The 25,367-nt window shown below is 39.7% G+C and carries 27 protein-coding genes and 1 pseudogene; 8 read left to right on the plus strand and 20 right to left on the minus strand.

Going from position 1 to position 25,367, the window contains the following annotated elements:
• Window positions 1-195 precede the first annotated feature (195 nt).
• The 3 genes from QNI22_RS33880 (at window position 196) to QNI22_RS40525 (ending at window position 1,299) form a co-directional block, all read left to right on the plus strand.
• Window positions 196-381: a hypothetical protein gene (locus QNI22_RS33880; protein WP_314518071.1), complete on the plus strand. Its 186-nt coding sequence runs from the start codon at window positions 196-198 to the stop codon at window positions 379-381.
• Window positions 382-652: 271 nt separating this feature from the next.
• Window positions 653-997 (plus strand): DDE-type integrase/transposase/recombinase, encoded by a 345-nt coding sequence (locus QNI22_RS33885; protein WP_419836261.1) that lies wholly within the window; start codon window positions 653-655, stop codon window positions 995-997.
• Window positions 998-1,038: 41 nt separating this feature from the next.
• Window positions 1,039-1,299, plus strand: a complete 261-nt coding sequence (locus QNI22_RS40525) for an integrase core domain-containing protein (protein ID WP_474004539.1) — start codon at window positions 1,039-1,041, stop codon at window positions 1,297-1,299.
• A 175-nt stretch (window positions 1,300-1,474) separates the two neighbouring features.
• Here the strand turns inward: QNI22_RS40525 and QNI22_RS33890 are convergent, their stop codons facing one another.
• Complete coding sequence (locus QNI22_RS33890; RefSeq protein ID WP_314518072.1) at window positions 1,475-1,855, minus strand: winged helix-turn-helix transcriptional regulator; 381 nt, start codon at window positions 1,853-1,855, stop codon at window positions 1,475-1,477.
• Between the two features lie 95 nt (window positions 1,856-1,950).
• Here QNI22_RS33890 and QNI22_RS33895 point away from each other — a divergent pair, with 95 nt between their 5' ends.
• Both QNI22_RS33895 and QNI22_RS33900 read left to right on the plus strand, forming a co-directional pair.
• The gene (locus QNI22_RS33895; protein WP_314518073.1) at window positions 1,951-2,403 is read left to right on the plus strand and encodes a DUF2147 domain-containing protein; all 453 of its coding nucleotides are present in this window, start codon (window positions 1,951-1,953) and stop codon (window positions 2,401-2,403) included.
• A 9-nt stretch (window positions 2,404-2,412) separates the two neighbouring features.
• The gene (locus QNI22_RS33900; protein WP_314518074.1) at window positions 2,413-3,435 is read left to right on the plus strand and encodes a zinc-binding dehydrogenase; all 1,023 of its coding nucleotides are present in this window, start codon (window positions 2,413-2,415) and stop codon (window positions 3,433-3,435) included.
• 261 nt (window positions 3,436-3,696) lie between these two features.
• Here QNI22_RS33900 and QNI22_RS33905 read toward each other — a convergent pair whose 3' ends face one another.
• The 11 genes from QNI22_RS33905 to QNI22_RS33955 all read right to left on the minus strand — a co-directional run bounded on the left by QNI22_RS33905 (window position 3,697) and on the right by QNI22_RS33955 (window position 13,067).
• The gene (locus tag QNI22_RS33905; protein ID WP_314518076.1) at window positions 3,697-3,921 is read right to left on the minus strand and encodes a hypothetical protein; all 225 of its coding nucleotides are present in this window, start codon (window positions 3,919-3,921) and stop codon (window positions 3,697-3,699) included.
• Window positions 3,922-4,013: 92 nt separating this feature from the next.
• Window positions 4,014-5,414 carry a hypothetical protein gene (locus QNI22_RS33910; RefSeq protein ID WP_314518080.1) on the minus strand — a complete coding sequence of 467 codons (1,401 nt, stop codon included), beginning with the start codon at window positions 5,412-5,414 and terminating at the stop codon, window positions 4,014-4,016.
• 164 nt (window positions 5,415-5,578) lie between these two features.
• Window positions 5,579-6,220, minus strand: a complete 642-nt coding sequence (locus tag QNI22_RS33915) for a tetratricopeptide repeat protein (protein WP_314518082.1) — start codon at window positions 6,218-6,220, stop codon at window positions 5,579-5,581.
• A gap of 308 nt (window positions 6,221-6,528) precedes the next feature.
• Window positions 6,529-6,696, minus strand: a complete 168-nt coding sequence (locus tag QNI22_RS33920) for a hypothetical protein (RefSeq protein ID WP_314518084.1) — start codon at window positions 6,694-6,696, stop codon at window positions 6,529-6,531.
• A gap of 338 nt (window positions 6,697-7,034) precedes the next feature.
• Window positions 7,035-7,952: a helix-turn-helix domain-containing protein gene (locus QNI22_RS33925; RefSeq protein WP_314518085.1), complete on the minus strand. Its 918-nt coding sequence runs from the start codon at window positions 7,950-7,952 to the stop codon at window positions 7,035-7,037.
• A gap of 359 nt (window positions 7,953-8,311) precedes the next feature.
• Window positions 8,312-9,118, minus strand: coding sequence for an SDR family oxidoreductase (locus tag QNI22_RS33930; protein ID WP_314518091.1), 807 nt, complete (start codon window positions 9,116-9,118; stop codon window positions 8,312-8,314).
• 24 nt (window positions 9,119-9,142) lie between these two features.
• Window positions 9,143-10,006, minus strand: a complete 864-nt coding sequence (locus QNI22_RS33935; protein ID WP_314518093.1) for an SDR family oxidoreductase — start codon at window positions 10,004-10,006, stop codon at window positions 9,143-9,145.
• Between the two features lie 79 nt (window positions 10,007-10,085).
• Window positions 10,086-10,778 carry a hypothetical protein gene (locus QNI22_RS33940; RefSeq protein ID WP_314518096.1) on the minus strand — a complete coding sequence of 231 codons (693 nt, stop codon included), beginning with the start codon at window positions 10,776-10,778 and terminating at the stop codon, window positions 10,086-10,088.
• Between the two features lie 219 nt (window positions 10,779-10,997).
• Window positions 10,998-11,720, minus strand: coding sequence for an SDR family oxidoreductase (locus QNI22_RS33945; protein ID WP_314518098.1), 723 nt, complete (start codon window positions 11,718-11,720; stop codon window positions 10,998-11,000).
• A 90-nt stretch (window positions 11,721-11,810) separates the two neighbouring features.
• The gene (locus tag QNI22_RS33950; RefSeq protein ID WP_314518099.1) at window positions 11,811-12,290 is read right to left on the minus strand and encodes an SDR family NAD(P)-dependent oxidoreductase; all 480 of its coding nucleotides are present in this window, start codon (window positions 12,288-12,290) and stop codon (window positions 11,811-11,813) included.
• Window positions 12,291-12,362: 72 nt separating this feature from the next.
• On the minus strand, window positions 12,363-13,067 hold the full coding sequence (locus QNI22_RS33955) for an SDR family NAD(P)-dependent oxidoreductase (protein WP_314518101.1): 705 nt from the start codon (window positions 13,065-13,067) through the stop codon (window positions 12,363-12,365).
• 160 nt (window positions 13,068-13,227) lie between these two features.
• Here QNI22_RS33955 and QNI22_RS33960 point away from each other — a divergent pair, with 160 nt between their 5' ends.
• Window positions 13,228-13,560 carry a hypothetical protein gene (locus QNI22_RS33960; RefSeq protein ID WP_314518103.1) on the plus strand — a complete coding sequence of 111 codons (333 nt, stop codon included), beginning with the start codon at window positions 13,228-13,230 and terminating at the stop codon, window positions 13,558-13,560.
• A 279-nt stretch (window positions 13,561-13,839) separates the two neighbouring features.
• On the opposite strand, the gene QNI22_RS40415 is transcribed toward QNI22_RS33960, so the two are convergent.
• Complete coding sequence (locus QNI22_RS40415) at window positions 13,840-13,995, minus strand: winged helix-turn-helix domain-containing protein (RefSeq protein ID WP_419836263.1); 156 nt, start codon at window positions 13,993-13,995, stop codon at window positions 13,840-13,842.
• Between the two features lie 26 nt (window positions 13,996-14,021).
• Between QNI22_RS40415 and QNI22_RS33965 the strand changes: the two genes are divergently transcribed.
• Window positions 14,022-14,306, plus strand: coding sequence for a hypothetical protein (locus tag QNI22_RS33965; protein ID WP_314518106.1), 285 nt, complete (start codon window positions 14,022-14,024; stop codon window positions 14,304-14,306).
• Window positions 14,307-14,385: 79 nt separating this feature from the next.
• On the opposite strand, the gene QNI22_RS33970 is transcribed toward QNI22_RS33965, so the two are convergent.
• The 3 genes and pseudogenes from QNI22_RS33970 to QNI22_RS40420 all read right to left on the minus strand — a co-directional run.
• Window positions 14,386-14,772, minus strand: coding sequence for a DUF6876 family protein (locus QNI22_RS33970; RefSeq protein ID WP_314518109.1), 387 nt, complete (start codon window positions 14,770-14,772; stop codon window positions 14,386-14,388).
• Between the two features lie 454 nt (window positions 14,773-15,226).
• Entirely contained in the window at window positions 15,227-15,472 is a 246-nt protein-coding gene (locus QNI22_RS33975; RefSeq protein WP_314518111.1) for a JAB domain-containing protein, read from the minus strand.
• Window positions 15,458-15,619, minus strand: a pseudogene (locus tag QNI22_RS40420) (IS982 family transposase); the annotation flags it as partial. The gene QNI22_RS33975 and the pseudogene QNI22_RS40420, both read right to left, overlap by 15 nt.
• A gap of 319 nt (window positions 15,620-15,938) precedes the next feature.
• Between QNI22_RS40420 and QNI22_RS33980 the strand changes: the two are divergent.
• The gene (locus QNI22_RS33980) at window positions 15,939-16,526 is read left to right on the plus strand and encodes a Crp/Fnr family transcriptional regulator (protein ID WP_314518114.1); all 588 of its coding nucleotides are present in this window, start codon (window positions 15,939-15,941) and stop codon (window positions 16,524-16,526) included.
• A 290-nt stretch (window positions 16,527-16,816) separates the two neighbouring features.
• Here QNI22_RS33980 and QNI22_RS33985 read toward each other — a convergent pair whose 3' ends face one another.
• From QNI22_RS33985 to QNI22_RS34000, 4 genes are all read right to left on the minus strand, one after another.
• Window positions 16,817-17,749 (minus strand): haloalkane dehalogenase, encoded by a 933-nt coding sequence (locus tag QNI22_RS33985; protein ID WP_314518116.1) that lies wholly within the window; start codon window positions 17,747-17,749, stop codon window positions 16,817-16,819.
• Window positions 17,750-18,712: 963 nt separating this feature from the next.
• Entirely contained in the window at window positions 18,713-20,560 is a 1,848-nt protein-coding gene (locus QNI22_RS33990) for a RagB/SusD family nutrient uptake outer membrane protein (protein ID WP_314518120.1), read from the minus strand.
• A gap of 31 nt (window positions 20,561-20,591) precedes the next feature.
• Complete coding sequence (locus QNI22_RS33995) at window positions 20,592-24,029, minus strand: SusC/RagA family TonB-linked outer membrane protein (RefSeq protein ID WP_314518122.1); 3,438 nt, start codon at window positions 24,027-24,029, stop codon at window positions 20,592-20,594.
• Window positions 24,030-24,225: 196 nt separating this feature from the next.
• Window positions 24,226-25,353 (minus strand): FecR domain-containing protein, encoded by a 1,128-nt coding sequence (locus QNI22_RS34000; RefSeq protein WP_314518124.1) that lies wholly within the window; start codon window positions 25,351-25,353, stop codon window positions 24,226-24,228.
• Window positions 25,354-25,367 lie beyond the last annotated feature (14 nt).

A 25,367-nucleotide genomic window follows, 5' to 3' on the forward strand; every position in this document is an offset into this window, starting at 1 on the left:
GTCCTTCTATCCTGTTAACTATTTGACTTTCTTCTAATTGGCATTTAGGAAAACACTTCATAAAATAGAGATAAATATTTATCTCTATTTACTAAATTCTCTTCTCTTAGCCTGACGGCTATGTCAGCTCTGATCCGCGAGCCTAGATTACAAGATTTTAAAAGATGTAGTAGAAAAACCTGTCAAGCCATCGGCATGAAAGCTATAAGGTCCGCTGAAGCCAAAGGGATTGTTGATTACATTCGAAAAGAGCATGGAAGCAGCATTAGCCGGGCCTGTCGTATCATTGGTTACAGTCGGTCAGTGATGTATTACCGGTCTCGCAAGCAAGATGAGCCAGTGGCTGAAAAACTCCATGAATGGGCAGGGAGAAAACCATGAATCAGATACGATTCATTGAAGGCTTCTAGAAACCATTTGGCCGCATTCGTAGTGAAGGGCTGATGTGGAAATGTAGATCTCATGGGATATACTTAAGCGAGTACACAGGGTCTACAAGAAGCTGGGAATGAATTAACCTCAGATGCTCATGATGGCAGGTTGAAACGTAAGTACAAACGTCGCTTGCCCAAAAGAATAAAAGAACCATTAGTTCAACCTGGGCAGACTAATCAAACTTGGTCTATTGACCGTATCTAGTCAATAGGACTTCATGAGTGATGTGTTAACTACTGGCATGCGTTTTCGAACGTTAAATATCAACCTGCTACGTGCCTGGCATCGGCTCGATGATTACAATCGGGAAGTGTTAGCTATTGAAATAGATACTGTGCACGTAGCAAATGTAGATACTTCTCTGCCTGCTCTCAGAGTCAAGAGGGTACTTGAATCCGTGATTGAATGGAGAGGAAAGCCTACCCAGATTCGTATTGACAACGGGCCTGAGTTTTTAGCTGGGGACTTAGTGGATTGGTGTAACGCAAATAAGATTCACTTGCAATACATCCAGCCAGGCAAACCGACTCAAAATGATACTGGATCAGAGATGATTCATTGAACGTTTCAATGGCAGCTTTCGGAAAGATGTATTGGATGCGTATGTATTCAGCAGCTTATCACAAGTTTAGTAGCTTATCACAAGTTCGGATATTGACCCAAGATATATGCTTGTCGGCCGTTGAAGAGTGGATGCAGGATTACAATCATCTCCGCCCGCATGAAGCGTTAGATAATTTATCAGCTGTCCAATTTAAGCAGCGACAAATCGAGCAGCGGGCCATGAACAGAGGAAAAAAGCGTCAGAAAATTGCCAGACGCAAAACTACCCCTGAAATTTCCCACAGTTCACAACCTTGGTAGTAGTAATTGAAAAAATATTTAATTGAAATTTTCTATCTCAAACCTGTTTGAAAACAGAGGAGCCGACAAATTGTACCGCTCAGGTTGAACCAGTAAAACATCTATCTGTAGTAGAAGTCGGTGCCAGTCACCAAGGATTACAAGTCAATGAAATAGCTACCAGAAAAAATGATATTTATGACTGGACTTCTTTTAATCCTGTCTTTAATTTCATTAAATGCGATTCTCCCCAGTTACCGAGGGCAAGCACAACCTCTTCTAAACTGTTACTATATTCGGTAAGTTCGTAGAGAACGGTCACCGGAGTATCTTCTGCATAAACTCTACGCTTGATAAAACCATTGGCTTCAAGATCTTTTAATTCATTTGACAACACCCGGGCGGAAATACCTTCGACTGCTCTCTTAAGATCATTAAATCGTTTGCTTTGAGCAAAAAGCGCAATAATGATTGGCAGTTTCCATTTGCCGCCAATGACATACAACGCGTCAGCAACTGACTTTACCAGTTTTTGAGACATTATCTGATCACGTATATCAATACAATTCTGTTCCATTTAAAGTTAGGTTACCTTAAGGATACTAGTAACCTTTAGTTTACTGGTATCTTTTAATTACTAATATTAAGTATTTTTGAAAAAAAACAATTAGTATGAAAAAGAAACTAATGCTTTCCCTGTCCCTTTTTGTATTGTTCACTTTTACCGGATTTGCACAGGAAAATTTACCAGATAAAATTCTGGGTACCTGGCTGATAGAAAATAAGGAATCGAAGATCGAGATTTTTAGAAAGGGCAACACATTCAACGGAATATTGCTTTGGTCAAAAGAGATGTATGAGGCGGATGGCAAAACCTCAAGGAAAGATGTCAACAATAAGGATGCAGCTTTGAGGTTGAGAGACCTCAGGAACCTGCCCTTAGTATCCGGCTTTGTGTATAATGGAAGTGAATGGAAAAACGGGACAATCTATGATATAAAAAGTGGGGAAAACTATAGCTGCATCATCAAAATGAATGGTCCTAATAGTATGCTGGTGCGTGGCTATGTTGGGATAGCACTGCCTGGCAAAACAGTTTCCTTTTCAAGTGTAAAAAATCAATAATCTGTGACCATGATTCAAAATCCATATGATCTGAGCGGCCTGAAAAATAAAAAGGTGATTATCAGAACGCCCGGGCCGGCTGAAGTTTGCGAAATCTTTGAAGAGGATCTACCATCCCTGAATGCTGCCCAGGTTCTGGTAAAGGTAGAATATTGTGGTGTTGCCCTGGGCGATATCCTATTTCGTGAAGGCATTAGCCCTGTTGAATATCCGATGACACCCGGTTATGATGTAGTAGGCCATATCGTTGCTATTGGTACAAAGGTTTATGGTTTTAAGCCCGGCGACCGTGTTGCAGCACTTACATTAAAGGACGGTTATTCTTCATACGTATGTATAGACAGTGAAATCATTGTAGCTGTGCCCCAAGGAATAACTTCGGAGAAAGCCATTGGTGCGATGCTTAATTATGTAACGGCCTATCAGCTTCTGGTCAATAAAGCCAAATTACCTGCGGGCAGTTCCATTTTAATACATGGAGCCGCGGGAGGAGTAGGCCTTGCCGTTCTTGGCTTGGCTAAGGTTTTAAATATTACTGCTTATGGAACGGTGTCTACCCATAAAGTCAGTACAGTAACGGTCGCAGGTGGTATACCGATCGATTATACGCAAACTGATTTTGTAAAAGAGATACTTATAAAAAACGGAAAAGGTGTTGATGCGGTATTTGATCCTATTGGCGGCTCAAATTTGTGGCGGTCCTACAAGGTATTGGATAAAAACGGCCAATTGATTAGTTTCGGCGTAGGAGAAGCGTTGAAAAAAGAGGGGAATGCCAAATGGCGTTTGTTTAAAGCTGTTTGGCCGCTTATCGTATTAAAATTACTCCCAAATTCCCGAAAGGTTCGGCTTTATACCACCAGTCCCAAAAATCGACATCTTAAAGAAGTTATTGAAAGAGTATTCGCCTTCGTCGAATTAGGTAAAATTACACCGGTGATCAGCAAGGTCTTTCCGTTAACGTCAGTTATCGATGCACATAAATATCTGACCGATCAACGGCCTATGGGTAAAGTGCTGTTAAAACCATAATTGCTTGTTAATGGAGGAAACCAGGACATTGACCATCTGTCATTATAAAGAGTGACTATGTGATTTTCAAAATTTTGAAAGTGTATATCATTTGATGTTTGACCTCCTCCCATAAAAATGGACCGTAGGGAAGTAGAAAAAATCGGTGATTGCCCCACCAAATTTGAGTAAAGTCACTTTTAGAGCAAAAATTTATGCATCTGGCAAAGTATATCTCGTTTGCCAGATGCATTAGAGATTTTGTTCATTCAAACCACATGTTCATTCAAACCAATGGAAATATTCTGCAAGTTTGAAGAATATAGAAACCAGAATATTGCTTAGACATTTAGCACCAAAATCTGCTAATCGACTTTTAAACAATTCTGTCCTTTTTAATACCTCCTTGTTATTATTTCGGGTATTACGACTAGTACTAGCATCACGTTTTCCTTTTACACTTGCTTTAGTCATCCGATTATTTGGCATATTGACTTTTGCTTTCATATTTGTTTTATATTCGTTAAACATAAAGCAAAAGTCGCAGGAAGATCTTCCCTAAATTATCACGGTTAATTTATTGGGAAGAACGGGAAGAACTACTTTATAACACTCTCGAAATCAGGAGTATACTCATTTTCAGCTGTAGTGATAGTTCGAAAATTAGATGCATCCTTTGACAAGGAAAGACCTGGAAAGCGTTTTTCAAGCAATCTGCTCAACTTTTGATCATTAATGGTTTTTATTTTAGATTTTTTCCTTAAAACAGCAACCCAGGCTAAAAGCACGCTTTTATTTGGTTTCTTTTCAATCCAGGTTTCATTACTGGATATTATTCCTGTCCGTCTGTTTTCATTCTTCCCTACTCTTATATTTTTCAATGCATCAATACAAGGTTTTATCTCTTGGGAGTTATAAAATAACTCATCGAAAGAGTCAAACTCTTTTATCATTTTAGGTATCTTACTTTTGTTAATAATAATATCCTGAGCGTTAGCACTAGCTATCTTACTATAATTGTCTGCAGAATAACCATCCTTCAAATAGGTATCGTAATTTTTGAACTCATTAAAGTCAATGTATGGAAGTGGATTATAATTAACATCAAAACGAAATTGTGCCTGAACCTTATTATTTAACTTATCAAAGGTTAGTGTAATTTTGAAGTTATTCTTTACATGAGATTTTGAATAAAAATCAGCATATTGATGTTCATCTAATTCTTTTTCAATATGCTTTCCTGTAGTTCTATTAAATTTTAAGGCATTTTGTATACCTATGTTTTTTGCCTGGCCGCTTAGAAGCTCAAAATGTTTATGAAAGGCAGCAAATGACAAATTATTCTTTTCTATTTCAATTCCATTTTCTGGTATTATGCCAATTGCTTTTTTTAATTTTCTCATCCCATCCTTATCTACTCCTGCGGGACCAATTCTAAAATAAGTATTTTGATCTAGTGGCTTAAAATTTTCAAAAATTGGTCTATCCGGACTGCAACTCAGTTCGCATCCAAACGCTAATTTAAACCACTCTCCTTTTTCATGTACAACTTCTGCTAAGACAACTGTCCGGCCTGTATTATAACCTACATTATAGATTGAACGTTCTGAGACAGGGATTGGAAAGTAACACTCTCTTTTCCACTCTCTGCCAAGGTTATAAATTTTTGTAATTATTTCAGCAGGCACTTTTTTCTCAATCTCAGCTAAGTATTTATTTTCTAAAAGCTCCTTACATTCTTTGTATCCCTTTTCATAGGCATTCCAATATGTGATCAATACTTCATTTAAAGGAAACTCTTTTCCTTCACTATTATAAAAAGCATCTGAGATTCCCTGACATACATACAGAGCGGCTATAGTGGGAGAAAACGTTCTAAGATTAAGAGGCCCCTCTGAACTTTCGAAAGAAACACCATAACAGGGATAATTTCTTACTGTTTTAATTATCTCTTCAGGAATTCCGTCTGGTTGCATTAACCAAAATTCATCTTTGCTCATAATTGATTAGAGATTATCTGTTTTTCAGATAGTTTACTGCCATTGCTTTTTTCCTGATTAATCGTAGCGAATTAATTTATACTATGCAGATGTTATGGTTCTAGATACTATCGTTCGGCTTATCAATCCTGCAATTAAAACTATAGTCTTCACTCTAAGCAGACTTATAGAAGATTCTCCGCATTTCCATATTTAAATTCAACCTCTTTAATTATTTCATCTACTGTCTCTTTTAATTCTTCATTCGTCTTTTTATATTCACCAGGTAATTCAGCTTTCATAAACCAACTCAAAGTATAATACATAGGACGTTCTAATAGCAGCAAATGATTGTTCGGACTTCTGAACTTTTGTAGTAAAAAGTGATATTGTTTTACCACTAACAGAAATCTAATTAAGTCAATAATATTTTCTTCTTCCAGCTTAAACAATTCATCCTCAAAAAGGATATCACTTATCTTCAGCACCTTATCCATCTGTTTTGTCCTGTAATAGAATTTAAGCAATTCTATTCTATCTTCTCCTGTTTGATCACTTTCAGAAGCCATCAAATAATACTGTTCAGCTTTTACATAATCTCTAAATTGTTCCTCATACAATAGACCTAGATTGTACATTGCATCTGAACCCCCTTTTTCAATAGCCATCAGATAATATCTTTCAGCCTTACTATAATCTTTGTACTCATTTTCATATAAATGACCCAAATTGTTCATTGCACCTTCATATCCTTTTTCAACAGCTCTTAAATAATATTTTTCTGCATTTTCATTATCTTTACAATATTTTTGATATACAAGGTCCAAGTTATAGCTAGGTATAAAATCTCCTAGATCTGATCCGAATTTTAACAAGTTGATTAATTAATATATTCCAAAATCAATTTTATTAACATCTAATTTCAGGAATTCACTCATCACCATATTAATGGTATATAAACAAGATTCCGGATCGAATGCTAGATCGCGATCTATAATAACCTCATCATTGATAGTATTTTGTCTAACAACTTTTCAACAAATTGATCTAACTCTTTTTGTATTGCTTTATCAATAGTTTTGGTATACGTATTTTGTGAAGAAACTTTTAAATGTGTTTGGGCATATTCTAGTAACTAAAGCTTCCAAGAAAGCTCTAATTCCTCCATATGGTAAAATGCCATCGTTTTTAGGTAAGTTGCCTGTACAGAATAATTGCTTTTTCTCATTGCTTCCAGATGGTTTTCTACCTGAAGGACTAGCTCATTTCGGGTACACCAGCTCTCAGAAAACGTACCAGCCATAATACCTCTTCTTTATGCTGTTTTTTCCATATCGCATCAAATACCGGATATTAAAGAAACGCTCACAGATTCGGTAGCTTTTATTCTTACCTGATCCGCTAAGTGATTCTACCATCTGATTATCTGTCAAAACTTTAAGCTGTGCAGATATCTGATTGGTAGCTATATTCTGCCTATCTAATTTGCTAAAATAAAGTGTGTTAGCGTAATGTTAAATTTTCGTTTGTAGGTAGAAACCGCCTGGTTTTTAATCAGGCGGTTTTTGAAAAGTACCATGCGCTACAGATTGAGGTAGTCTACTTTAGTGAGACCATTGGCATTAATGAACCGTATCTGGTTCACATAAGCTGTTCCCTAAATTCCAACGGTGTCAGTCCTGTTTTAATTTTAAATAGCTTATTAAAAGACTGAGGAAATTCAAATCCCAGTTCATAAGCAATTTCCGCCGCAGTGTGCTCAGAAGTAGATAGCTTTTGTTTGGCTTTTTCAATTAATTTGGCGTGAATATGTTGTTGAGTATTCATACCTGTAAGATTTCTTAAAAGGTCGCTTAAATAACCAGAAGAAACATTCAGTTGATCAGAAAAATATTTTACTGACGGAATGCCAAGCTCCGAAGCTAATCCGGCATTATAGTAGTTGTTTAATATGGTTTCAAACCTTTCGATAACCGGGCTGTTAATGGCTTTCCTGGTAATAAACTGTCGTTTATAATACCTGTTACTGTAGTTTAAGAGAACTTCGATATACGAAATAATTAACTGCTGGCTTGTATCGTCAATAGATGTTTCCAACTCATCCTTAATATCCTCAAAGACATGGAGAATTTTAGCCTTTTCCTTTTCAGAAAGATGTAACGCTTCGTTGATATTATACCCAAAAAAACCATATTTCATTATTGATTTATGCAGATTATACCCGGCAAAAAAGTCGGGGTGAATAAACAAGCTTTGTCCTTTGCATTCAGTATCATCCATCACTGATAAGGCTTGATTCGGAGCAACAAATAGTAATCCCCCTTCGTCAAAGTCATAATATCCCTGACCATACTTCAATTTACCATTCAAATTACTTTTATACGAAACCATATAGAAATCATGCACAAGGTATCGCACCTTTGAACTGGAAGAAATCTCATCATGATTGATTTGCACAATCAACGGATGAGATGGTTTTGAAACACCAAGCGCTTTACATAAATCTGAAATGGATTTGTAATAGTGTAATTCTTTCTTAGGTACTGATTTATCTATCATAATTTTCTTTTTTTGTAACCAATTAAGGTTGTTATTTAGATAAGCTTACTACTGTCTTCCCATTAAAGCCCCGACTGTTTCCGCTATCGTTAATTCTATTCACCGGCTGCAATATGAGTTTCCAAACTTTGCAAGGTATGTTGTCTCACAGCTACTTTGTATCCTTTCTCATTAGAACACTTTAGACAGGCTCCATGCACCAACACACTATTTCTAATCTGTAAATTATGAATTGCTTTCCCTGATATAAGGGAAAGCAATATCACTAAGATGGCAATGAATGCAATAGTTGAAGTGAAAGATTTAATCATAAAATGTTTTTTCACTTCATAAATGTAAACAATCTATCCTGAATTGAATTAATGTAGCAGACCTGCTGTTACTCCCTTTCTAAAAGCTTCAGAACCTACATCTATTCTATGCTGATAAGTAGATATCGCATCATTTCCTGCAAGATATCTAAGCTGGTCTTTACCATCGGTTGCAGCCTCATACACTATCTTAGCAATAGATTCTGGCGCTGAGAATTGTAAAGGGCTGTCAGGATTATTGAAGCTTGACATGAACTTATTGAATGGTTCGACATATGCTTCGTGTTGCCCCATATCAATAGACCTGGTCATAAAATCCGTAGCGATCCCTCCGGGAGAAATTGTTTTAATTTGAATCCTTTGGGTAGCCAATTCATGCGACATACTTTCGCTCCAGCCTTCAATCGCCCATTTTGTAGCATGATAAATGGAACTGAAAGGGAAAGTTACCAATCCACCTATAGATGTGGTATTGATAATTAATCCGCTTTTTCTCTCACGCAGATGCGGGAGAAATGCCTGTGTTACCCGGATCACGCCCAGCACATTCGTATTGAACTGCCGGGTTATCTGTTCATCCACGTATCCCTCCAGCGGTCCCGCTAAACCATAACCCGCATTATTGAAAACCACATCAACAGGGGCGATTTTGATCGCCTCAGCCACTGCATTTTTTATAGATTCAATATCGGTTACATCCAACTGTAAAAGATGAATATTTGCAAGGGAAACAAGCTCTGTTTCTTTTTCAGGCTTCCGCATAGAAGCGATTACATTCCACCCTTTTTGGGCAAATAACTTTGCCGTAGCTTTTCCTAACCCGGAAGATGCGCCGGTGATAAATATTGTTTTCATTTAAAGCTTTTAATGAATTGATCGTTAAGAATTAGCCTGTGTGAAAATGCTATCGGTAAACTGTTGATAGGCTTCTTCAGAAGACGAACGACGGGCATTCAAGATGGGCTGTATATCTTCAGTTGGGGAGTATCGAAGCCGTGTGCTGTCGTCGATAGCAGCTTTGTAGATAGCGGATACCACTTTTTCTACCGCATCTATATCTGAAGTTGATGCCATAGATTGGAACATTTTTCCGGTCTGCTCCAAAAATGGAAGGTAATCATTAATCAATTGTAATCCCGTACTTTCTCCGCCTACCCGGTTGAGGAAACCCGTTTGCGTGGCACCGCCTGGTTCAATCACTTTTACCTTGATGCCTAAAGAAGCCAATTCATAACGGAGTCCTTCTGACCAACCCTCAAGCGCAAATTTCGAAGCGCTGTAAATTGAGGCCATAGGAAAGCCAATAGCTCCTGCACCTGAGCTAACGTTGATGATAACGCCGGACTTGTTTTCACGAAAATAAGGCAGGATAGCCCTTGTTACATCCATTGCCCCGAATACATTTACCGCAAATTGATTTTGAATGGCCTGCCGGCTTGCACTTTCAAAAATGCCGAAGAGCCCATATCCTGCGTTATTGACCAAAACATCAATCTTTCCGAAACGCTTAATACCAGCGTCAATGGCAGATTGAATGGACGCTGTATCCTCCACGTCCAGCTTAGTGACAAAAATGTTTTCTGAATTGCGTAAACTTGAAGTCTTGCCTGTGTCCCGCATGGTGGCAATCACGTTCCAGCCTTTTTGGGTAAAGAAGTTAGCCGCTGAAGCACCGAACCCTGAAGAGGTTCCTGTAATCAATACTGTTTTGTTCATGATCTTGATATTCTTATTGTTTGACATTGTATTTATATTGCAAATGTCTCATCAATACCAAAGCTTCAATAAACCAAAATGCGAGAATGATTATCCAAAATGAGGATTACGGTTTTTTCCAGAAAAGTTGCTCATTATTGGTGTGGCAAGTAATGACTTGCACGCCGATCTTGAGGTTTACATTGGTTTCAAAACCGTCCACTTCCGTGTCTTTAATTCCAACCGGAAGCAATTCGACATAATGCAGCACCTTGCCTTTTGTCCTGGTCTGCGAACCGAATTCACTGTTCAACGGACAAATGATCCGAAACAGGTGTTTGGCCATGAAAGTATATAAATAATCCTTTATATCATCTGCTTTTCCATGATAATTGGCATCGGCATTCAGCTTTAGCGGTTTATTGTCTATCAGGCTTTGCCTCACTTCTGCTATACTGAGCAGATTATTGTGTTCATCTGTTACATACGCATTATCCTGAGGATCCATGTATGCCCATTTTTGTAAAGAAGGAATAAACACGCTGTTAATTACATGTCCGTCTTCTGGACTGGGGTAACGACCTGAAAAGCAGATTACCGTTCGGGGCTGAAAGCCCATGTCTAGAAAGACTTCGTTCATGGCAATAGACAGCGGATAACATCCGTGCGCATGCCTGTTGCTGCGGTAACTGTCAATGATACTGATGGCATTGAGCGTATCGATATTGGGGGCGTCGTTGTGGGGCACTTCATCATGAAACCATTTTAAAAGTCTTTTAGCACGTTCGATATCCGGTTCATTATCAGCTATTATTTCCAAATGATATTTATCTCTCAACGCCTTAAGCTCTGTATGATCTACCGTTTGGTAAGTAAAATCGGGAAAAGTTTGTCTCTGGGTGTTATTGTATTCTTTCCCTAGCCTGAGATCCTTTATTTCTGGAGTCTTGTTTATCTATTCTTTCCATTTTTAAAACATTTTAGTAACTACAAAATTAGGATTGATCAGATATGTTTACTTGTATTAAAAGCTCATAAATTAAACCAATACAGCACCTCCATCGATAACCAATGACTGACCGGTGGTATAAGTTTGTTTCATCAAATAAACAAATGCTTGTCCGATGTCTTCTGGTTTACCCACTCTTTTTAAGAGCAGGGTACTTTCCAAATGTTTAAAAAAACCTTTGCGGTCGGCATCGTTCATATTTCCCCAAAGATTGGTATCAATAATTCCGGCGGCAATATTGTTTACTCGTATCGGAGCCAGTTCTACAGCCATCGCTTTGGTAAAAGCATCCATAGCACCACAAATCGTAGCACCCAAACTATAACCAGCAGCAGGACGTTGCCCGAAATTGCCACTCATTAAATTGATACTTCCGCCTTCGTTGATATGATGCCTACTATATTTAATGGCTGCAAATGCACCCCAAAAACGAATGGTGAAAAAGTCCTTTCCTTTTTCTATTTCCGTATCATCCATCATGCTCATAGATATGTTTTCTCCTGCGGTATACACCAGATGGTCGAAATTGCCAGCTCCGGCAAAGAACGTCTTTATGTTTTCTTCCTTATCAAGGCTGACAGCAAGTCCTTTACTGCTTTTAGGCAAAGTTTCCAATTCTTTGTCAATCCTCTCCTGGTTGCTTGATACAATAATAACTTCTGCACCGTCCACTGCGGCAGCCTGAGCAGTCGCTAATCCCAATCCTGAACTTCCACCCAGTATAATCACTTTTTTATTTGCTAATGTTTTCATTTTCTATGTTGTTTTTGATTATTAATTCTCCTTGCATATTTCAATTTTTTGCCTGCTCTATTTGCAGTTGGTGAATTTTTCACTCTTCATTCAAATTGAATTTGAAATAGGTTCTAAAATCACACCACGTGTCACTGTGAAAGCTTCCGTAAATATCCAATCCATTATTTTCAATCCTATCAATACTGATAAATTGTTCACGCCCGATGGCTTTGGTAGAAAATTTCTTAATTTGTTTTCCAACTGTTCATCGGAGAAGTCTTTGATGAAATTGTTTAGCATCACACCGGCATTGTTTACCCAAATGTCTACCTTACCAAAATGTGCAATACTTTTGTCGAACAGACGGCTGATTTCTTCTTTTTTGGCAACATTTGCCTTTATCGCAAACGCCTCTATGCCATTGGATTTGATTTGAGCAACAACTTCAGCGGCAGCGATCTTGAATGCGATAGCAGCGCCAACTCCTTTTGATGAGCCGGTTACAACGGCAACTTTTTCTGATAAATTCTTCATTTTGATGTATTTTAAATCTGTTGATCCAAAGGTAGAATGGATAGAAATCATCATGGTTGCGCAGAATAAAGCAGGAGTTGCAAATTTTAAAGTATTATCAACAACGATGAAAAATGGACCAATTTCCTAAGACGGAAACTTAATTCCAGAAATTTCAGAGCACCTATCAATAAAGAGTTGCTGTATTTCGTGATTTTTGCTCTCAGGATGTACCTGCCGTGGTTGTTTATGATAATAATAGCCTCCTGACTGTAGAACCTGCACATTCAGAGATGAAGCTAGCCATACCTGTTCCAAGGCATTTGAAGCTACCTGAGTCCATTGGTTGGCTACAGCAAAGGCTAATAGTACATTATGAGATTTAGAATCTGCATACGCCTGAAACCCATTCCACGTTTTGTGTTCCCATAACAAATCATCAAGACTGCTATCTCCATCACGGTGAAGTCCACTGCTCATATAAATCAGCCGCTTCGGTTTTTCAATAAGTGATGTAAGGAGATAGGGAGATAGACTGTTGATTGCGAAAACATGCGGCAATTTATCAACCGTCAGAATTTTGTTGGATTCTCTGTAACCAACACCCGCATTGTGTATAATGGCATCAAAATGTCCTAGTGCGTTTGCCTTTGCCGCCAAAGCTATTGTTTCAGATATACTGGAAAGGTCGGCTATGAGTACAGATTTAGCTTTGGGGTTGGCTTTTAGTGCATCTTCCGCTCTTTGTTCATTTCTGGCATGTAAGACTACATGATGACCATTGTTTATTAATAATTTTGCGGCCATCTTACCCAGACCATCCGAAGAACCTGTAATGAATATTCGTCCCATTTTCTTTACTTTATCTTGTTTTATAATAATTTTTGTTTCAATTATTTTTACAAGACAAAGGTATCTTGGGCAAATCACACTGTACTTACGAAAATTAAAGGAAGAGTTGCGAATTTTAAAGATGATGTGATTTACGGTATTGAACCTAATGATATGCAGTATGGATGTATGTCTTGGGGTTTTCACAAAATTGATGCTGTCCCTAGGTGTGAAAGAATTAAAAAATTTATTCAACGAAATTGGCATTGAAGTCAATACACCAGCTGCGGAATTAGTTTCATTTTCTATTAGTTCTTATTATGGTAGTATTAACGAAAAAGAGTTAAAAGCTATTTACAATGACTTGAAAAATAATCCGGTCGCTATAAAATTACTTCGAGCAAGAGTTCAGAGTTATGTTTATCAAAGGAACATTGATATACGCACTAAACAAAAGTTTACAAGTTTTTTAGGAATGAGAGTTCAATCCTACCTTCCAAAACAAAAGATGTAGTCCAGTAATGATGTACACAAAAATTAGTCAGTACTTTGAACGCTGTCAATAGTAAGTTAATAGACATAATTACACATGAAAGATCCTCTTTATCTTGTTATCGCTTTATAAGCTGTAGCTTATGCCCTCAACCCGCCCAAAAAGGTGGCGTTATTATTCCGTTATTTGAACCTACGGCTTACATATTATGAGTCAGAGATTGATCATGCTTCCAGTTTATAGCCAAACCAATATATAGTTTTAATACAATCTACATATCCTTTATCTTTAAGCTTCTTTTTAGATTTTAACATGAGAGTAGACAAAGTCAAAAGAATCCGGATTTTCAGAAGTTTCCCCGGAAAGGTGTTCGGCAATGGCCTGCCGGGACACAACCTGGTTTCTATTATTTGTCAGGAAGAGAAGTAAATCATATTCGTTTTTAGTAAGTATAATTTTCTATTCTCTGAAAAGAACTTCTTTTGTGTTTAAATCGAGACTTACCCCTCTATAATAAGCATAGTTCTACCATTGGCATATTTGATAAACCACTCTTTTTACAGGCCGAAACTGAGGCGTTAAATTACCCTTATTTTGATGACAGAGAAGACAAACGGCGCAACTGGGTGGTGAATCCTCTGGCTGGATTGTCATTAAACATAAACACTGAAGGAAAATCGTTTTTCCAGATTACAGTGCTGTATAACTTCAATTACAACAACGAGTTTAATAAACAACTCTATAATTCTCCTGGGTATTCCGGTTAGGAGCTGGATTCGGTGGGAAGAAAAAATAAATAGCGATAGGTTGTCACACTTACAGCTATTAGTTTAATATTCAGAATTATTAATACTCGGTCGGCAGCAGCAGGACTCTATCTGACAACCACAGTGTGAGATGATCGGCTCCAAAATCTGAGTAGGGAATGATTTCTTTAAATAGTTCCCTGTCGTTTCCATCTGAACAATGCAGTTCAAAAATGTCTTCTCTCAGCCAGATTAGTTTCCAAACCTGAAAGTCTTCTTTAAGCAGATTCTTATTGAGCGCTGCTTCAATGAGGATTTTGTCCACGAGCCAGTAACAGCTATAGGTTTGGGCCATATACTGCACCCCTTCCGTATAGTAGAGGCGGGAAACCATGTGGCGGTAATACGATTCACTCCCTGTAAAGTGAGCCAGCTCTTGGTTTAAATTCGGGATACGATTAGCAGATCCGTTAGAAGAAGCATTCATAGAAATAAAAGATTTTGGTGAGGCCTAACCTTGTGTCAGGCGATAGCTTCACATCGGATGAAAAAAGCATCGGCTTTGGGTAGGATTAGCAGATAGTCTCTTGTTTTCAGGGGCTGAGTCCGTTTTACGGCGGGATAGATAGTGGACAGGCTAAATAGGAATCAGGGCACAGCCTTTACCCTTGAAAAGATCCTTTTTATTCATCTATCTTTGCTTTCGCCTGTCACATAGTAGTGGGCGGGAAAAAAGATAAGTCGCGCGTCAATCCTGGACTTATCTTACAAACGGCATTTGAGAAGCTGCGTGTGGGTTATAATGGGACAATCAAATCATCCGGATAGAAGAATCCATATTTATTCCTCCAACCTATCTTGCATAAATTCTTGTGTAAGTGATAGTAAATGAAAATAGGTCAACTATAACGCTACAACTCAATACACACAGAAAAGAAGGGCTATAAAAGCCCTTCGTCTGCAAAGGAGAAATACCCTTCACTGCTTAAAATCAGATAATCCAGCAAAGGTAACTCAAGTACATGACCAGCTTTGCGAAGCTTGTCTGTCAGGTCTTTATCTGCCTGAGAGGGTTTGAGATTCCCCAATGGATGGTTATGAGCGACAATAATAGAAGAAGCATTACAGCCAAGTGCTGCCTGAAAGATCAGCTTTACATCCGTGATAGTTCCTTCAGAATGAGTCAAAGCAGGTTGCGAGCAGGTTTACGTATTTTACCTACCCGATAGCTGTTTTGATAGAATTGGAAGGCAATAGCTAAATCATCCGCTTCGATAAGCATTCACTTCGATAAAGAGTTCGATTAGCTTATTTTCACTAATTTGAGCGTGCATAAAGGCAATGAAGCAAAAACAAGATTTAGCTACTCATTTTTTACCTACTCATTTTTTATTCCGGAAAGCTGGTGTTTGCAGTTGATCACCACCTATTTTGATACCATTTTTGAACATTCCAGATCCACAGCACGTCCTAGTGCAAGCTCTTTTGATACCAGAAGAAAAACCAGCTTTCTATATAGTAATCTATTCGTTAACTGCTTTAAAATATAATGTTTGTTTGTAAAAATGGCTATTCTGTATTTGTTTCGTTAAAGCCTTCTGTTAACTTGAAGCTGCTTTAAAGCAGCCTTTCAAAATTTCTTGCATCCAACACATGAGTGATTTCCAGCCATTACTTGATTATGTCAAAACATTTATCGAACTCACCAAAGAAGAAGAAGCCTATTTCCTCTCGCTGTTAGTCCTTACCAAAGTAAAGAAGCGGCAATTGATCGTGCAACCAAACTTTGTTTGCCAGCACATGAATTATGTCAGAGAGGGAGCCATGAGGTCCTATCTGGTGGATAACAAAGGCATTGAGCATACCATTGCACTGGCAATCGAAGGGGGGTGGATTAACGACTGCAACAGCTATATTTTTCAGGAGCCCGCCACCTTTTTTGTGCAAGCCTTGGAAAACTCGGTTATTATCCAGCTCAGCTACCAAAGCGAGCAGCTACTGCTCGCTAACATACCTCAATTCGAGCGATTCTTCCGAATTACAGCTCGGTGCGAGGTGGCCACTATTCAGAAGCGGGTATTATCGAATATCAGTCAAACGGCCGAACAGCGCTATGAAGACTTTGCGATGCGCTATCCGGCCTTGTTAAACCGCATTCCACAGTATGCTATTGCTTCCTACTTAGGATTTACCACCGAGTTCCTGAGCAAAATTCGCAATAAGAAACTTAAAAAGGGCTGAGTTATTTCACTTCCTAGTCCAGTTATTTTCCGCTCTCGCTGCTCATAGGAATTTTGCAGCTTCTCTATAGCCACTGAAAATTCGTACTCAAAATCAATGAGCAAATTAGTGTTTCTATCAGTAGCGACTACACAGTCACTGCGTTTTGAAAATGGCTTGGCCCAGATTTTCCCAAAACACGCAAATCGCCAGGATCAAAATAAACTTTCTCATTCCTACCGCTTAAGCTTACCCCTAAAATGACAGTGATACATGTATGCACTACACGCCTTCCCTAGACGCAGCAAACACTATTTTCTCAAGCTGTGAACGAAGCTGGCCAGTGCCTTGCCAATTACATCAGGGGCGGTTTCCTGAATAAAATGAACCCCGGAAACTTTTAGGTGCTGCTGATTGGGCCACTTACTTGAAAACTCGTGGAGCCGCCCGCGACCGAACAGTCCTGGCTCTGCCTGAATATAGAGCTTAGCAACAGTAGACTTGGCCAGCCAGGCAGAATAATCAGCTACGATTTCTTGCGTGTATTCTGGCTTCCCATTCATGGGAATGTCTGAACCCAGCTGTACCCTGCGGTCTTCTCCAGGAATCAGAAACGGCTTTTCGTAGTAAGCTTGCTCAATGGCAGTAAATTTTCTTTCACTGAAAAGGAAATGCTCCACTATAAAGTTCTCCCACAAAACTTTGTCGGGAGTGAAATTCTTGAACGCCTCCAGAGTCTGCTCAGAAAAATCCGAAGCCTGTGGTGGCATTACGATGGATTCCATGTAGGCAATACCCTGCAGCCGCTGCTTATTTTGATGGGCCCAGTGAAATCCAAGCTGAGAACCCATGTCATGAAGCACCAGAATCACATTCCGGTCAAGACCTAATTCTTCCCAAAGCGCAAACAGAAATTTTTTCTGGGTAGCAAAATTGTACCGATGCTCTCCTAGCGAAGGGCTTAATTTGTCCGAGTCGCCCATACCGATCAGGTCAGCGGCAATTAAGCGACCAAGGCCATCTACATGCGGCATAATATTGCGCCAAAGATAGGAGGAGGTCGGATTACCATGTTGAAAAACAATGGGATCTCCTTTTCCCTCATCAATATAAGCCATTCGGGAACCGTTAATCTCAAGGTATTTTTTTTGAGCAAATGGCTGTTCGTGCGTTCTATTGAGAATCCTCAAGTCTCTCCCCTCGGGAGTAGATTTGTTATTTTCTTCTGCCGTATGATTTTCCATACTATCTGATATTTGAGTTGTTTTTTTACTAAAAATGCATCCGTTTAGAAATGCAACATTGAAGGCTGACTTAGCAAAGCTACGGCAGGAGCCTGCGACAAAAAATGAAATAAATTAAGAAATTACGTTGAACTACTTCAACTTTTCTTCCGGTTAGTCAAACTGCTGCCGCTGGCTACAAACATGCAAATTGAAGATTCCAAACAAATTCTGGTGTGCCTATTTAGCTTTGGGCAAGCTTAGGGAGGCGAATGTCAAATACAATTATAAATGCAAATCAATAAATATGCGTCAGCCCGTCTGTAAGGTCGGGCATTTTTATTACCACATAGGGCAACTAAACATGTAGAGAAAGGTGATGAGTAGAAACAGGTTATAAAAAGCAATAAGCCTTCTGAAAAATACCAAAGGAAAACTTAAGAAGGCCTATTTGCATTCAGTAGGCAAGAAAGCTATGCATTAAAAAGTATTTACCGATTGAAAAATTAAAAATACCTATACACTTAAACTGCTCTACAGCACAGTATCCTTACCTGATTCAGCTGTGAGGCTGAAGCTCACAGAACGGAAAAGCGCTACAAATATGAATTTGTAGCGCTATATCGAACCCGAATGGCCTTAGCCTTTCTTTTTCAACTACTCTACATCCTCAATCTAGTCAACACCCTTGAGTTGGAAGACATAAATTTGGGATAATGCATGTTGGTAGAGACAAAAAGGGAATGAGAAATTCATCTCATTCCCTTTTTGTCGCATTACCTATATCCATTTCCAATCAGAATCTGGCTTACCCTCTTATGGGATGTATACTCTATGGGATGAATACTCTATCCATATAGGATGTATACATGATAACTTCTTTGAAAATATTTAGGTTTAACTGTCATTATAAGTAAACACAAAATAAGTAAACGCAAATCCAGGTCTTCATTTTGAAACCTACACTTGCCACTTTAACCAGCATTACTTCCAGAATGGATTTTGCACCAGATTAGGGTTCTTATCAATTTCAGACTGAGGAACAGGAAACCAGTAATTCTTTTTAGAAAAAACCCGGCGCTGATAAACAGTCCGTTTAAAGTACGCTTTCGGATTCTTCTCATCATCGCTAATTTCGGTCCCGTTAAAATTCATACCCCAAAAATCACGATTCAGGACTTGTTCCCCCATCTTCCATCTGCGGATATCACTGTAGCGAATTCCTTCACAGTTTAGTTCTACCCGTCTTTCTCGTCTGATAGCAGCTCTGATTTCATCCTGGCTTCCGGCAGCTACTTCCGGTAAGCCGGCTCTTTCTCTGACCAGATTTACATACGTAAGAATATCCGGATTCCCTGGATCTGACTCATTTAAGGCTTCGGCATAGTTGAGGTATGCTTCTCCTAACCTGTAGAGGATACCTGGACGGTAAGGATTCGTACGATTTCGCGGGTCATGATCCGGATGCACTTTTTTTCGTAACAGATAGCCACTTTGAGGTGCATCATGGGTAGGACCACCATCCCATTCATCTATCATAAACCGGGTTGTACGGTTCTCTCTTCTGTGCCAGGCTCTGTTGTATAATACAGATATATAAAAGCGGGGTTCGCGATTGCAGTACATATTGTAGGTACCCGCTAAGGTAACTTTACCCCCTCCCTGTACTTCACTCCATTTTGTATTGCGGAATTCATCAGCCGTTGAAAAGCCTTTCTCAACATAGCCAGAATTAGGATCATCGATAGGCAGGCCATTTTTCATAAAGAACGCATCTACCAGCGATTGGGTAACACCCAGTCCGCCATTGCCTCCAGTGCCACGTGGTTGTGTGTGTCTATCGTATTCCCATGTCTCACAATTAGGTCTTGCAAAAAGAATTTCGGTATTGCCATCCGTCGTTCTTTTAAACATCATATTCTGATACGACAAAAACGGATCAATGCTTCCATTATCATTGTATTCATAGTATAGCTTATGTCCGGCGGCATGCGCTCTGTCAATCAATAGCTTGCAGGCATCACTAGCCCGCTTCCATTTATTGGCATCATAGGTAGTATTGAATAAGGCTTCCCCTTTGTCATTTACAAAGCCATTGTAATCCGGATTGCCATTTGCCAGGGGACTTGCCGCAAATAAGAGCATACGTGCCCGTACAGCTAAACACATAATGGATGTAGCCCTGCCAAATTTTGCATTACTGGCATACTTGTCAGGCAATAAGCCGGATAGTTCCAGCATTTCGGAATCTACCCAGTCTATTACCTTGTCAAAAGGAGTCTGGCCTATCAACAGTTCTTCTGTGGTTGCATCACTTGGCGTAATCCCCAGTACAAGGGGTATAGGGCCATAGGCTTCTGCCATAAGCCAATAATAATATGCAATCAGGAAACGTGCTTCATACTTCATATTATCGGCATCCTCCTGTGTAAACTGTTGTGCCAGATTGGGTTTGACATTTTCGATCAGAATATAAGCTGACCGTATCCTTCTGGGTAATTCATACCAGTAATTGGGCCCCCAAAATGAATTTGTATTCCAGTTGCCGGTTTGTTTGGCAATCACATCCCATCCGAATTGTTCCCATCTGGGGTTAGGGCACATGTCATCAGATAAAGGATCGTAACTAATATTACGCGCATAATCCCAATACGGATCCGGAATGTTGGCATATACCCCTGCCAGCCATTCTTCGGTTCGGGTTTTGTCTTTAAAAACCATTTCCTGTGTAAGCAAATCATCTGGCATCTTGTCCAGAAAATCAGAACAGGACTCTGATAAAAGAACCAGCAAGAAGAGTATTGTATATCTGAGTAATGTATATTTATTCATCTTTTCCCGTATGTTAAGTAGGTCGTAAAATTTAAAAGTCAAACGTCATACCGATAGAAACCGATTTCATAATTGGATATCTGTAGCCATTATTCGGTTTATTATCTGGCCGGGTATCAATTTCAGGGTCCCAGAGTTTAAAGGAGGAGAATGTGAAAAGGTTATTTCCTGTTACAAATATCCGGCTGTCTTTTATGCCTATTCTGCCCATTACATTTTTGGGTAAGCTGTATCCTATTTCAATGCGTCTAACCCTGAGAAAACTCATGTCTTTTAGCCACCAACTGGACGTCTGCGTATTATTGGCCAGTGTACTTATCTGGCTGGAGGCATTGGATAACCGGGGCCAGAAGACATTCTGACTTGGATTTTCGGCCGTCCAGCGGTCATTGGCATTTGAGTAAATATTTCCTAACGCGCCATTGCCAGAGCCAGGCATAAACGAGGTTGCATCTCCAATAATTCGAGAGGTTCTTCCTGTACCTTGAAAGAAGGTTCCGGCATCAAAATTCTTGTATTGCACATTAACTCCAAAGCCATAGATAACCTGAGGATCAACTGTTCCTCCAATGGCGGATACATCAAGCGCGTCCACAGCTCCATCCTTATTAACATCCTTATATTTAATGTCTCCGGGTTGTACAGGGCCAAAGGTTTGTCTTGGCAGTGTACTTATCAATTGGCCAGTTGAAACGTCAGCAAAGTCCTCAGTAGTAAATAATCCTTCTGCTACCAGGCCCATAATCTGCCCTACAGGTTTCCCTGTAAGGGATCGGTTGGTACCAATGACAGCAGATGCCTCATCCTTCTCAATGATTTTATTTTTAGCGTAGGTAAACGTACCCCGTACAGATAAAAGCAAGTCAGCGGATAGTTGTTTGTTTACATTCAGGGAAATATCCACTCCCTGATTGTCTACTTTGCCATAATTGGCCCAGGGCTTTTCAACAAATCCGCTTGAACTTGGAAGGTTTTCACGCCTTAAAAAGATATCTTTCCGTTGTTCTTTGAAAAAATCAGCCTGGAATTGGACACTATTATTAAGCAATCCTAATTCAAGACCCAGATTTGCTTTGGTAACGGTCTCCCAGGTTAGATTTGCCACTCCATAATCACCTTCTCTTCGTCCTCCTCTTCCATAATCATTATTTACGCCCCAGGTGTAACCCCCTGTTTCACCAATGGTTGTAATGTAGGCAAAGCGACGTCCATCTAACCGATCATTTCCAACTTTCCCAAGAGAGGCTCTTAGTTTAATTTTTGAAAAAGTAGCTTTTAAAGGTTCCATAACGTCCTCTTCGGTCAGGATCCACCCAATAGCAGCGGATGGGAAAAAGCCATAGCGCTTTCCTTTGGCAAAGTTTTCTGAACCATTATACCCAAAATTCACCTCAGCAATATACCGTCGGTCATATGAATACGAAAGGCGGGCTGCCATTCCCTGATTTCGGTAAGGAAGTGCTTCTCCTTTATCATAGTTGCGTCTGTTACCAAGAAGCAATGCATCCAGAAAATGCTTTCCAAAGGCTCTTGAATAAGTAAGGCTACCTTCCATATACACACTTTTATCACCCCATTCAGAAGTCTTTTCATACCCCAGAAAATCCTGTCCATTCCTGTAAATGACAAGATTCAGAGAGCCATCTTCATTTCGGCCTACAGAGGGACTATAATAATTGGGATCCTTACTTCTTTTGACACCAGTAGCAGAAAACCGGTCAAACGCAAACTTTACTCTTCCTTTTAAACCTGGTATTACTTTATCAAAATCCTGCTCAACCCCAAACAACGACTCAAGTTTACTATCGCTGACACGCTGATATCCCCTTTGGGTAGCTAGTGCCCATGGATTGGCCCTCTCGGGAACAACCGGAATTTCTCCGCTGGAGTATTTGGTCGGATGTACGAAAGGAGGTGTCTCAAAAGCCAGAAAAAACAGATCATCGATTGATTGAGGAGGACGATTCATATCCTGCAGGTAGCCTCCAATATTTATTCGTAGCAGTGTTGAGGGAGTGATATCCAAATCAACATTTGAACGCACATTATACCGATGTAGCTTTAGGGAAGAATCCCACATCTGCGCCGGGTCACGTGCTACAATGCCTTTTTCCGAATAGTAAGACCCTACCAGTGAATAGCGCAATGCTTCGCTGCCCCCAGAGGCAGTCAGGTTATACCGGCTATTGGAGGCATGATCGTTTGTGATAGCATCCAGCCAGTTCACATCGGGATACAAATCCGGGTCTGTCTGATTGCGGGTATTGTCAATTCTATCCTGAGAATAGGGAATTGCAGGAGCGTTTGTTTCCCGGGCAATTGTATTGAGGAGTTCCATATAGTCAGCAGCATTCAAAAAGGAAGGTAGCTTGGCTGGTTTTGTAAAGCCTTGTTCGTATCGAAAGCTGATAGACGGCTTGCCGATTTTGCCCCTTTTTGTATTGATCAGGATTACCCCATTGGCACCCCGAACACCGTATACAGCACTGGCAGAGGCATCTTTCAAAACAGAAAATGATTCGATTTCCGCAGGGTCAATGTTGTTTAGCGAACGCTCCACCCCGTCAACAAGTACCAATGGATCTCGTGCTCCCTGGAAGGTAGAAATACCTCGTATCCAAAAAGTAGAATTATCATAGCCTGGCTCTCCGGAACGTTGCACCGCTATAATACCGGCCACCTGACCAGCCAGGTTGTTACTAACTGATCGGGTAGTACCAAACGACTGAAGTTTTCCTGGTTCAATGGTTGTAATGGCTCCTGCCACCGTATATTCTTTTTGTGTACCAAAGGCCACTACCACTACCTCATCCAACGTTTTAGAATCAACAATCAACTTAACATTTACTGTTGTCTGCTCACCCAATACTACTTCTTCTGTTTTGTAACCGATATAGGAAAAAACAAGAATGAGTTTCTCTCCTGTAACAGCAAGAGAATAGTTGCCCTCTGAGTCAGTAGTAGCACCGAGTGTAGTACCTTTTACACTCACGCTCACCCCTGGAAGTGAGGCACCCGTATCATCAGTCACTTTACCTGTAACAATCCTGTCTGTTACAGAGATACCCGGAGAATTTATCACAGTGCCTACACTATTCTGCGGCTGTTTTTGTAAAATGATGTAATTGCCCGAAAGCTGATAACTGATATGTAACGGATAAAAAATCCCTTCCAGAATCCGGGATAACTTCTGGTCTTTGTAATCAAACGAAATCTTCTGATCAATGGCAATTGCCTGGGGATTGTAGGTAAATTTTATGTTGACTGACTTTTCCAGTACTGACAAAACATGTTTAATGGTTTCACCTTCAGCCTTAATTGAAATTACCTTATCCATTACATTTTGCCCATATATATCCGTTGGCGTAGCCATAGCCATGCCCGATACAATCAACATAAGCAGAAACTGAATACTGGTAAATTTTGTAATAGCAACAATCAACCTTTGAAGTGTATGATATCTTTTCATAACTTTGTTAAGTTTAGGTTCATGAAATAGTGGACAAAGCGAATCCTGTAGCTTTGTGTGGAGTGCTAATCGTTACAAAGCTGGGATTGAAGAGAACAGATCGGTGATGCTGGTAACATCACCATCTTTTTTATGATTAGGGTTGTGTATTTTTTCTATCTCATAGGCAAAACAATTTTGGTGAGGAATGGATCGATTAACATCCGGAACTGGTGATAATTACCTTAGCATCAATGACTTCATAGCTAGCCCCTATGGTCTGACATATGATTTTTACTTTTTCGAACAGGGATTCATTTCCCATTGGCGCAGTTAAAAAACAATTTTTCATTGTCTCTGCATTGAACATGATTTCAATGCCATACGCAGCTTCCAGCGTTTTGAAAACTTCTGCAATGGGAGTGTTCTCGAATGTAAAATCAGCTTGGGTAATCTTTGCATTCAATACCTGAGGCGAGTCAACAATCATTTTGTTAAATGACTGTTCGGTCCTTTGATAGCTTACGCACTGGTTGGGTAGAAGAGTGACTCCTTCCTTACTATTGGTTATCGATGTGGGTACTACATTAGCATCTGTTTTAAGGGTATAAACCGAGACCTTGCCAGTCTTTACAGAAACCACTATGTTTTTTCCATCTTCCGGAGCCTCAATATGGAAACTGGTGCCAAGTACCTTGGTAAAGACTTCATTGGAATGAACAATAAACGGTTTGTATGGATTTTTAGCAACTTCAAAAAAGGCATTTCCCAACAGATATACATCCCGTGTAGAATCGTTGGTATAATCTGTTTTATACTTGAGCCGGCTTTTGTTTTCAAGTACAATCACACTTCCATCAGACAAGAGAACCTTTACCGGCTTTCCAGTCTGGTTTACCTGCTCCTGATACTCTCCCTTCACACTATTATGGTAAACATACAGATCTGAACGCGGTTTGGTTGTATCTTGTCGAATCACAAACCATACCATTACGCACAAGCATAGTAATAATACACTGGCAGCAGCCAGGAAACGGATCTGACTGGCAGATCGGGTTCTGGGCTTTTCTGTATCTGAAGAGATATGGATTTGTGTTTTAGCTTCTGTTCTGGCCTGAATTTTATCCCATAACGCATCTATGATTACAGGGTCCTGGTTTGTTTCCTGTGCTCTTTTCAGGTTGAGTACCAGTATACGTGCCTGGTCTACCTTTGTAGCTATTTCAGGATGTCCATCCAGATACTGCTCCCAGTAGGCAATTGCCCACGGATCGGATTGATGTACCCAGTTAATAAAACTCTGGTCTGAGGCAAAATCCTCGATCGTATAGTGAGTATAGTCCATTTGTATGGGAATGC

It is taken from the genome of Xanthocytophaga agilis, assembly GCF_030068605.1.
Classification (GTDB): domain Bacteria; phylum Bacteroidota; class Bacteroidia; order Cytophagales; family 172606-1; genus Xanthocytophaga; species Xanthocytophaga agilis.

Coding starts and splice junctions, on each gene's coding strand:
- QNI22_RS33950 (WP_314518099.1), bottom strand. CDS start 12,290: ATGATGATTTCTATCCATTCTACCTTTGGATCAACAGATTTAAAATAC.
- QNI22_RS33900 (WP_314518074.1), top strand. CDS start 2,413: ATGATTCAAAATCCATATGATCTGAGCGGCCTGAAAAATAAAAAGGTG.
- QNI22_RS34000 (WP_314518124.1), bottom strand. CDS start 25,353: ATGGACTATACTCACTATACGATCGAGGATTTTGCCTCAGACCAGAGT.
- QNI22_RS33960 (WP_314518103.1), top strand. CDS start 13,228: ATGGATGTATGTCTTGGGGTTTTCACAAAATTGATGCTGTCCCTAGGT.
- QNI22_RS33970 (WP_314518109.1), bottom strand. CDS start 14,772: ATGAATGCTTCTTCTAACGGATCTGCTAATCGTATCCCGAATTTAAAC.
- QNI22_RS33955 (WP_314518101.1), bottom strand. CDS start 13,067: ATGGGACGAATATTCATTACAGGTTCTTCGGATGGTCTGGGTAAGATG.
- QNI22_RS33945 (WP_314518098.1), bottom strand. CDS start 11,720: ATGAAAACATTAGCAAATAAAAAAGTGATTATACTGGGTGGAAGTTCA.
- QNI22_RS33905 (WP_314518076.1), bottom strand. CDS start 3,921: ATGAAAGCAAAAGTCAATATGCCAAATAATCGGATGACTAAAGCAAGT.
- QNI22_RS33990 (WP_314518120.1), bottom strand. CDS start 20,560: ATGAATAAATATACATTACTCAGATATACAATACTCTTCTTGCTGGTT.
- QNI22_RS33980 (WP_314518114.1), top strand. CDS start 15,939: ATGAGTGATTTCCAGCCATTACTTGATTATGTCAAAACATTTATCGAA.
- QNI22_RS33895 (WP_314518073.1), top strand. CDS start 1,951: ATGAAAAAGAAACTAATGCTTTCCCTGTCCCTTTTTGTATTGTTCACT.
- QNI22_RS33930 (WP_314518091.1), bottom strand. CDS start 9,118: ATGAAAACAATATTTATCACCGGCGCATCTTCCGGGTTAGGAAAAGCT.
- QNI22_RS33880 (WP_314518071.1), top strand. CDS start 196: ATGAAAGCTATAAGGTCCGCTGAAGCCAAAGGGATTGTTGATTACATT.
- QNI22_RS33925 (WP_314518085.1), bottom strand. CDS start 7,952: ATGATAGATAAATCAGTACCTAAGAAAGAATTACACTATTACAAATCC.
- QNI22_RS33885 (WP_419836261.1), top strand. CDS start 653: ATGAGTGATGTGTTAACTACTGGCATGCGTTTTCGAACGTTAAATATC.
- QNI22_RS33995 (WP_314518122.1), bottom strand. CDS start 24,029: ATGAAAAGATATCATACACTTCAAAGGTTGATTGTTGCTATTACAAAA.
- QNI22_RS33890 (WP_314518072.1), bottom strand. CDS start 1,855: ATGGAACAGAATTGTATTGATATACGTGATCAGATAATGTCTCAAAAA.
- QNI22_RS33985 (WP_314518116.1), bottom strand. CDS start 17,749: ATGGAAAATCATACGGCAGAAGAAAATAACAAATCTACTCCCGAGGGG.
- QNI22_RS40525 (WP_474004539.1), top strand. CDS start 1,039: ATGTATTCAGCAGCTTATCACAAGTTTAGTAGCTTATCACAAGTTCGG.
- QNI22_RS33910 (WP_314518080.1), bottom strand. CDS start 5,414: ATGAGCAAAGATGAATTTTGGTTAATGCAACCAGACGGAATTCCTGAA.
- QNI22_RS33920 (WP_314518084.1), bottom strand. CDS start 6,696: ATGGCTGGTACGTTTTCTGAGAGCTGGTGTACCCGAAATGAGCTAGTC.
- QNI22_RS33935 (WP_314518093.1), bottom strand. CDS start 10,006: ATGTCAAACAATAAGAATATCAAGATCATGAACAAAACAGTATTGATT.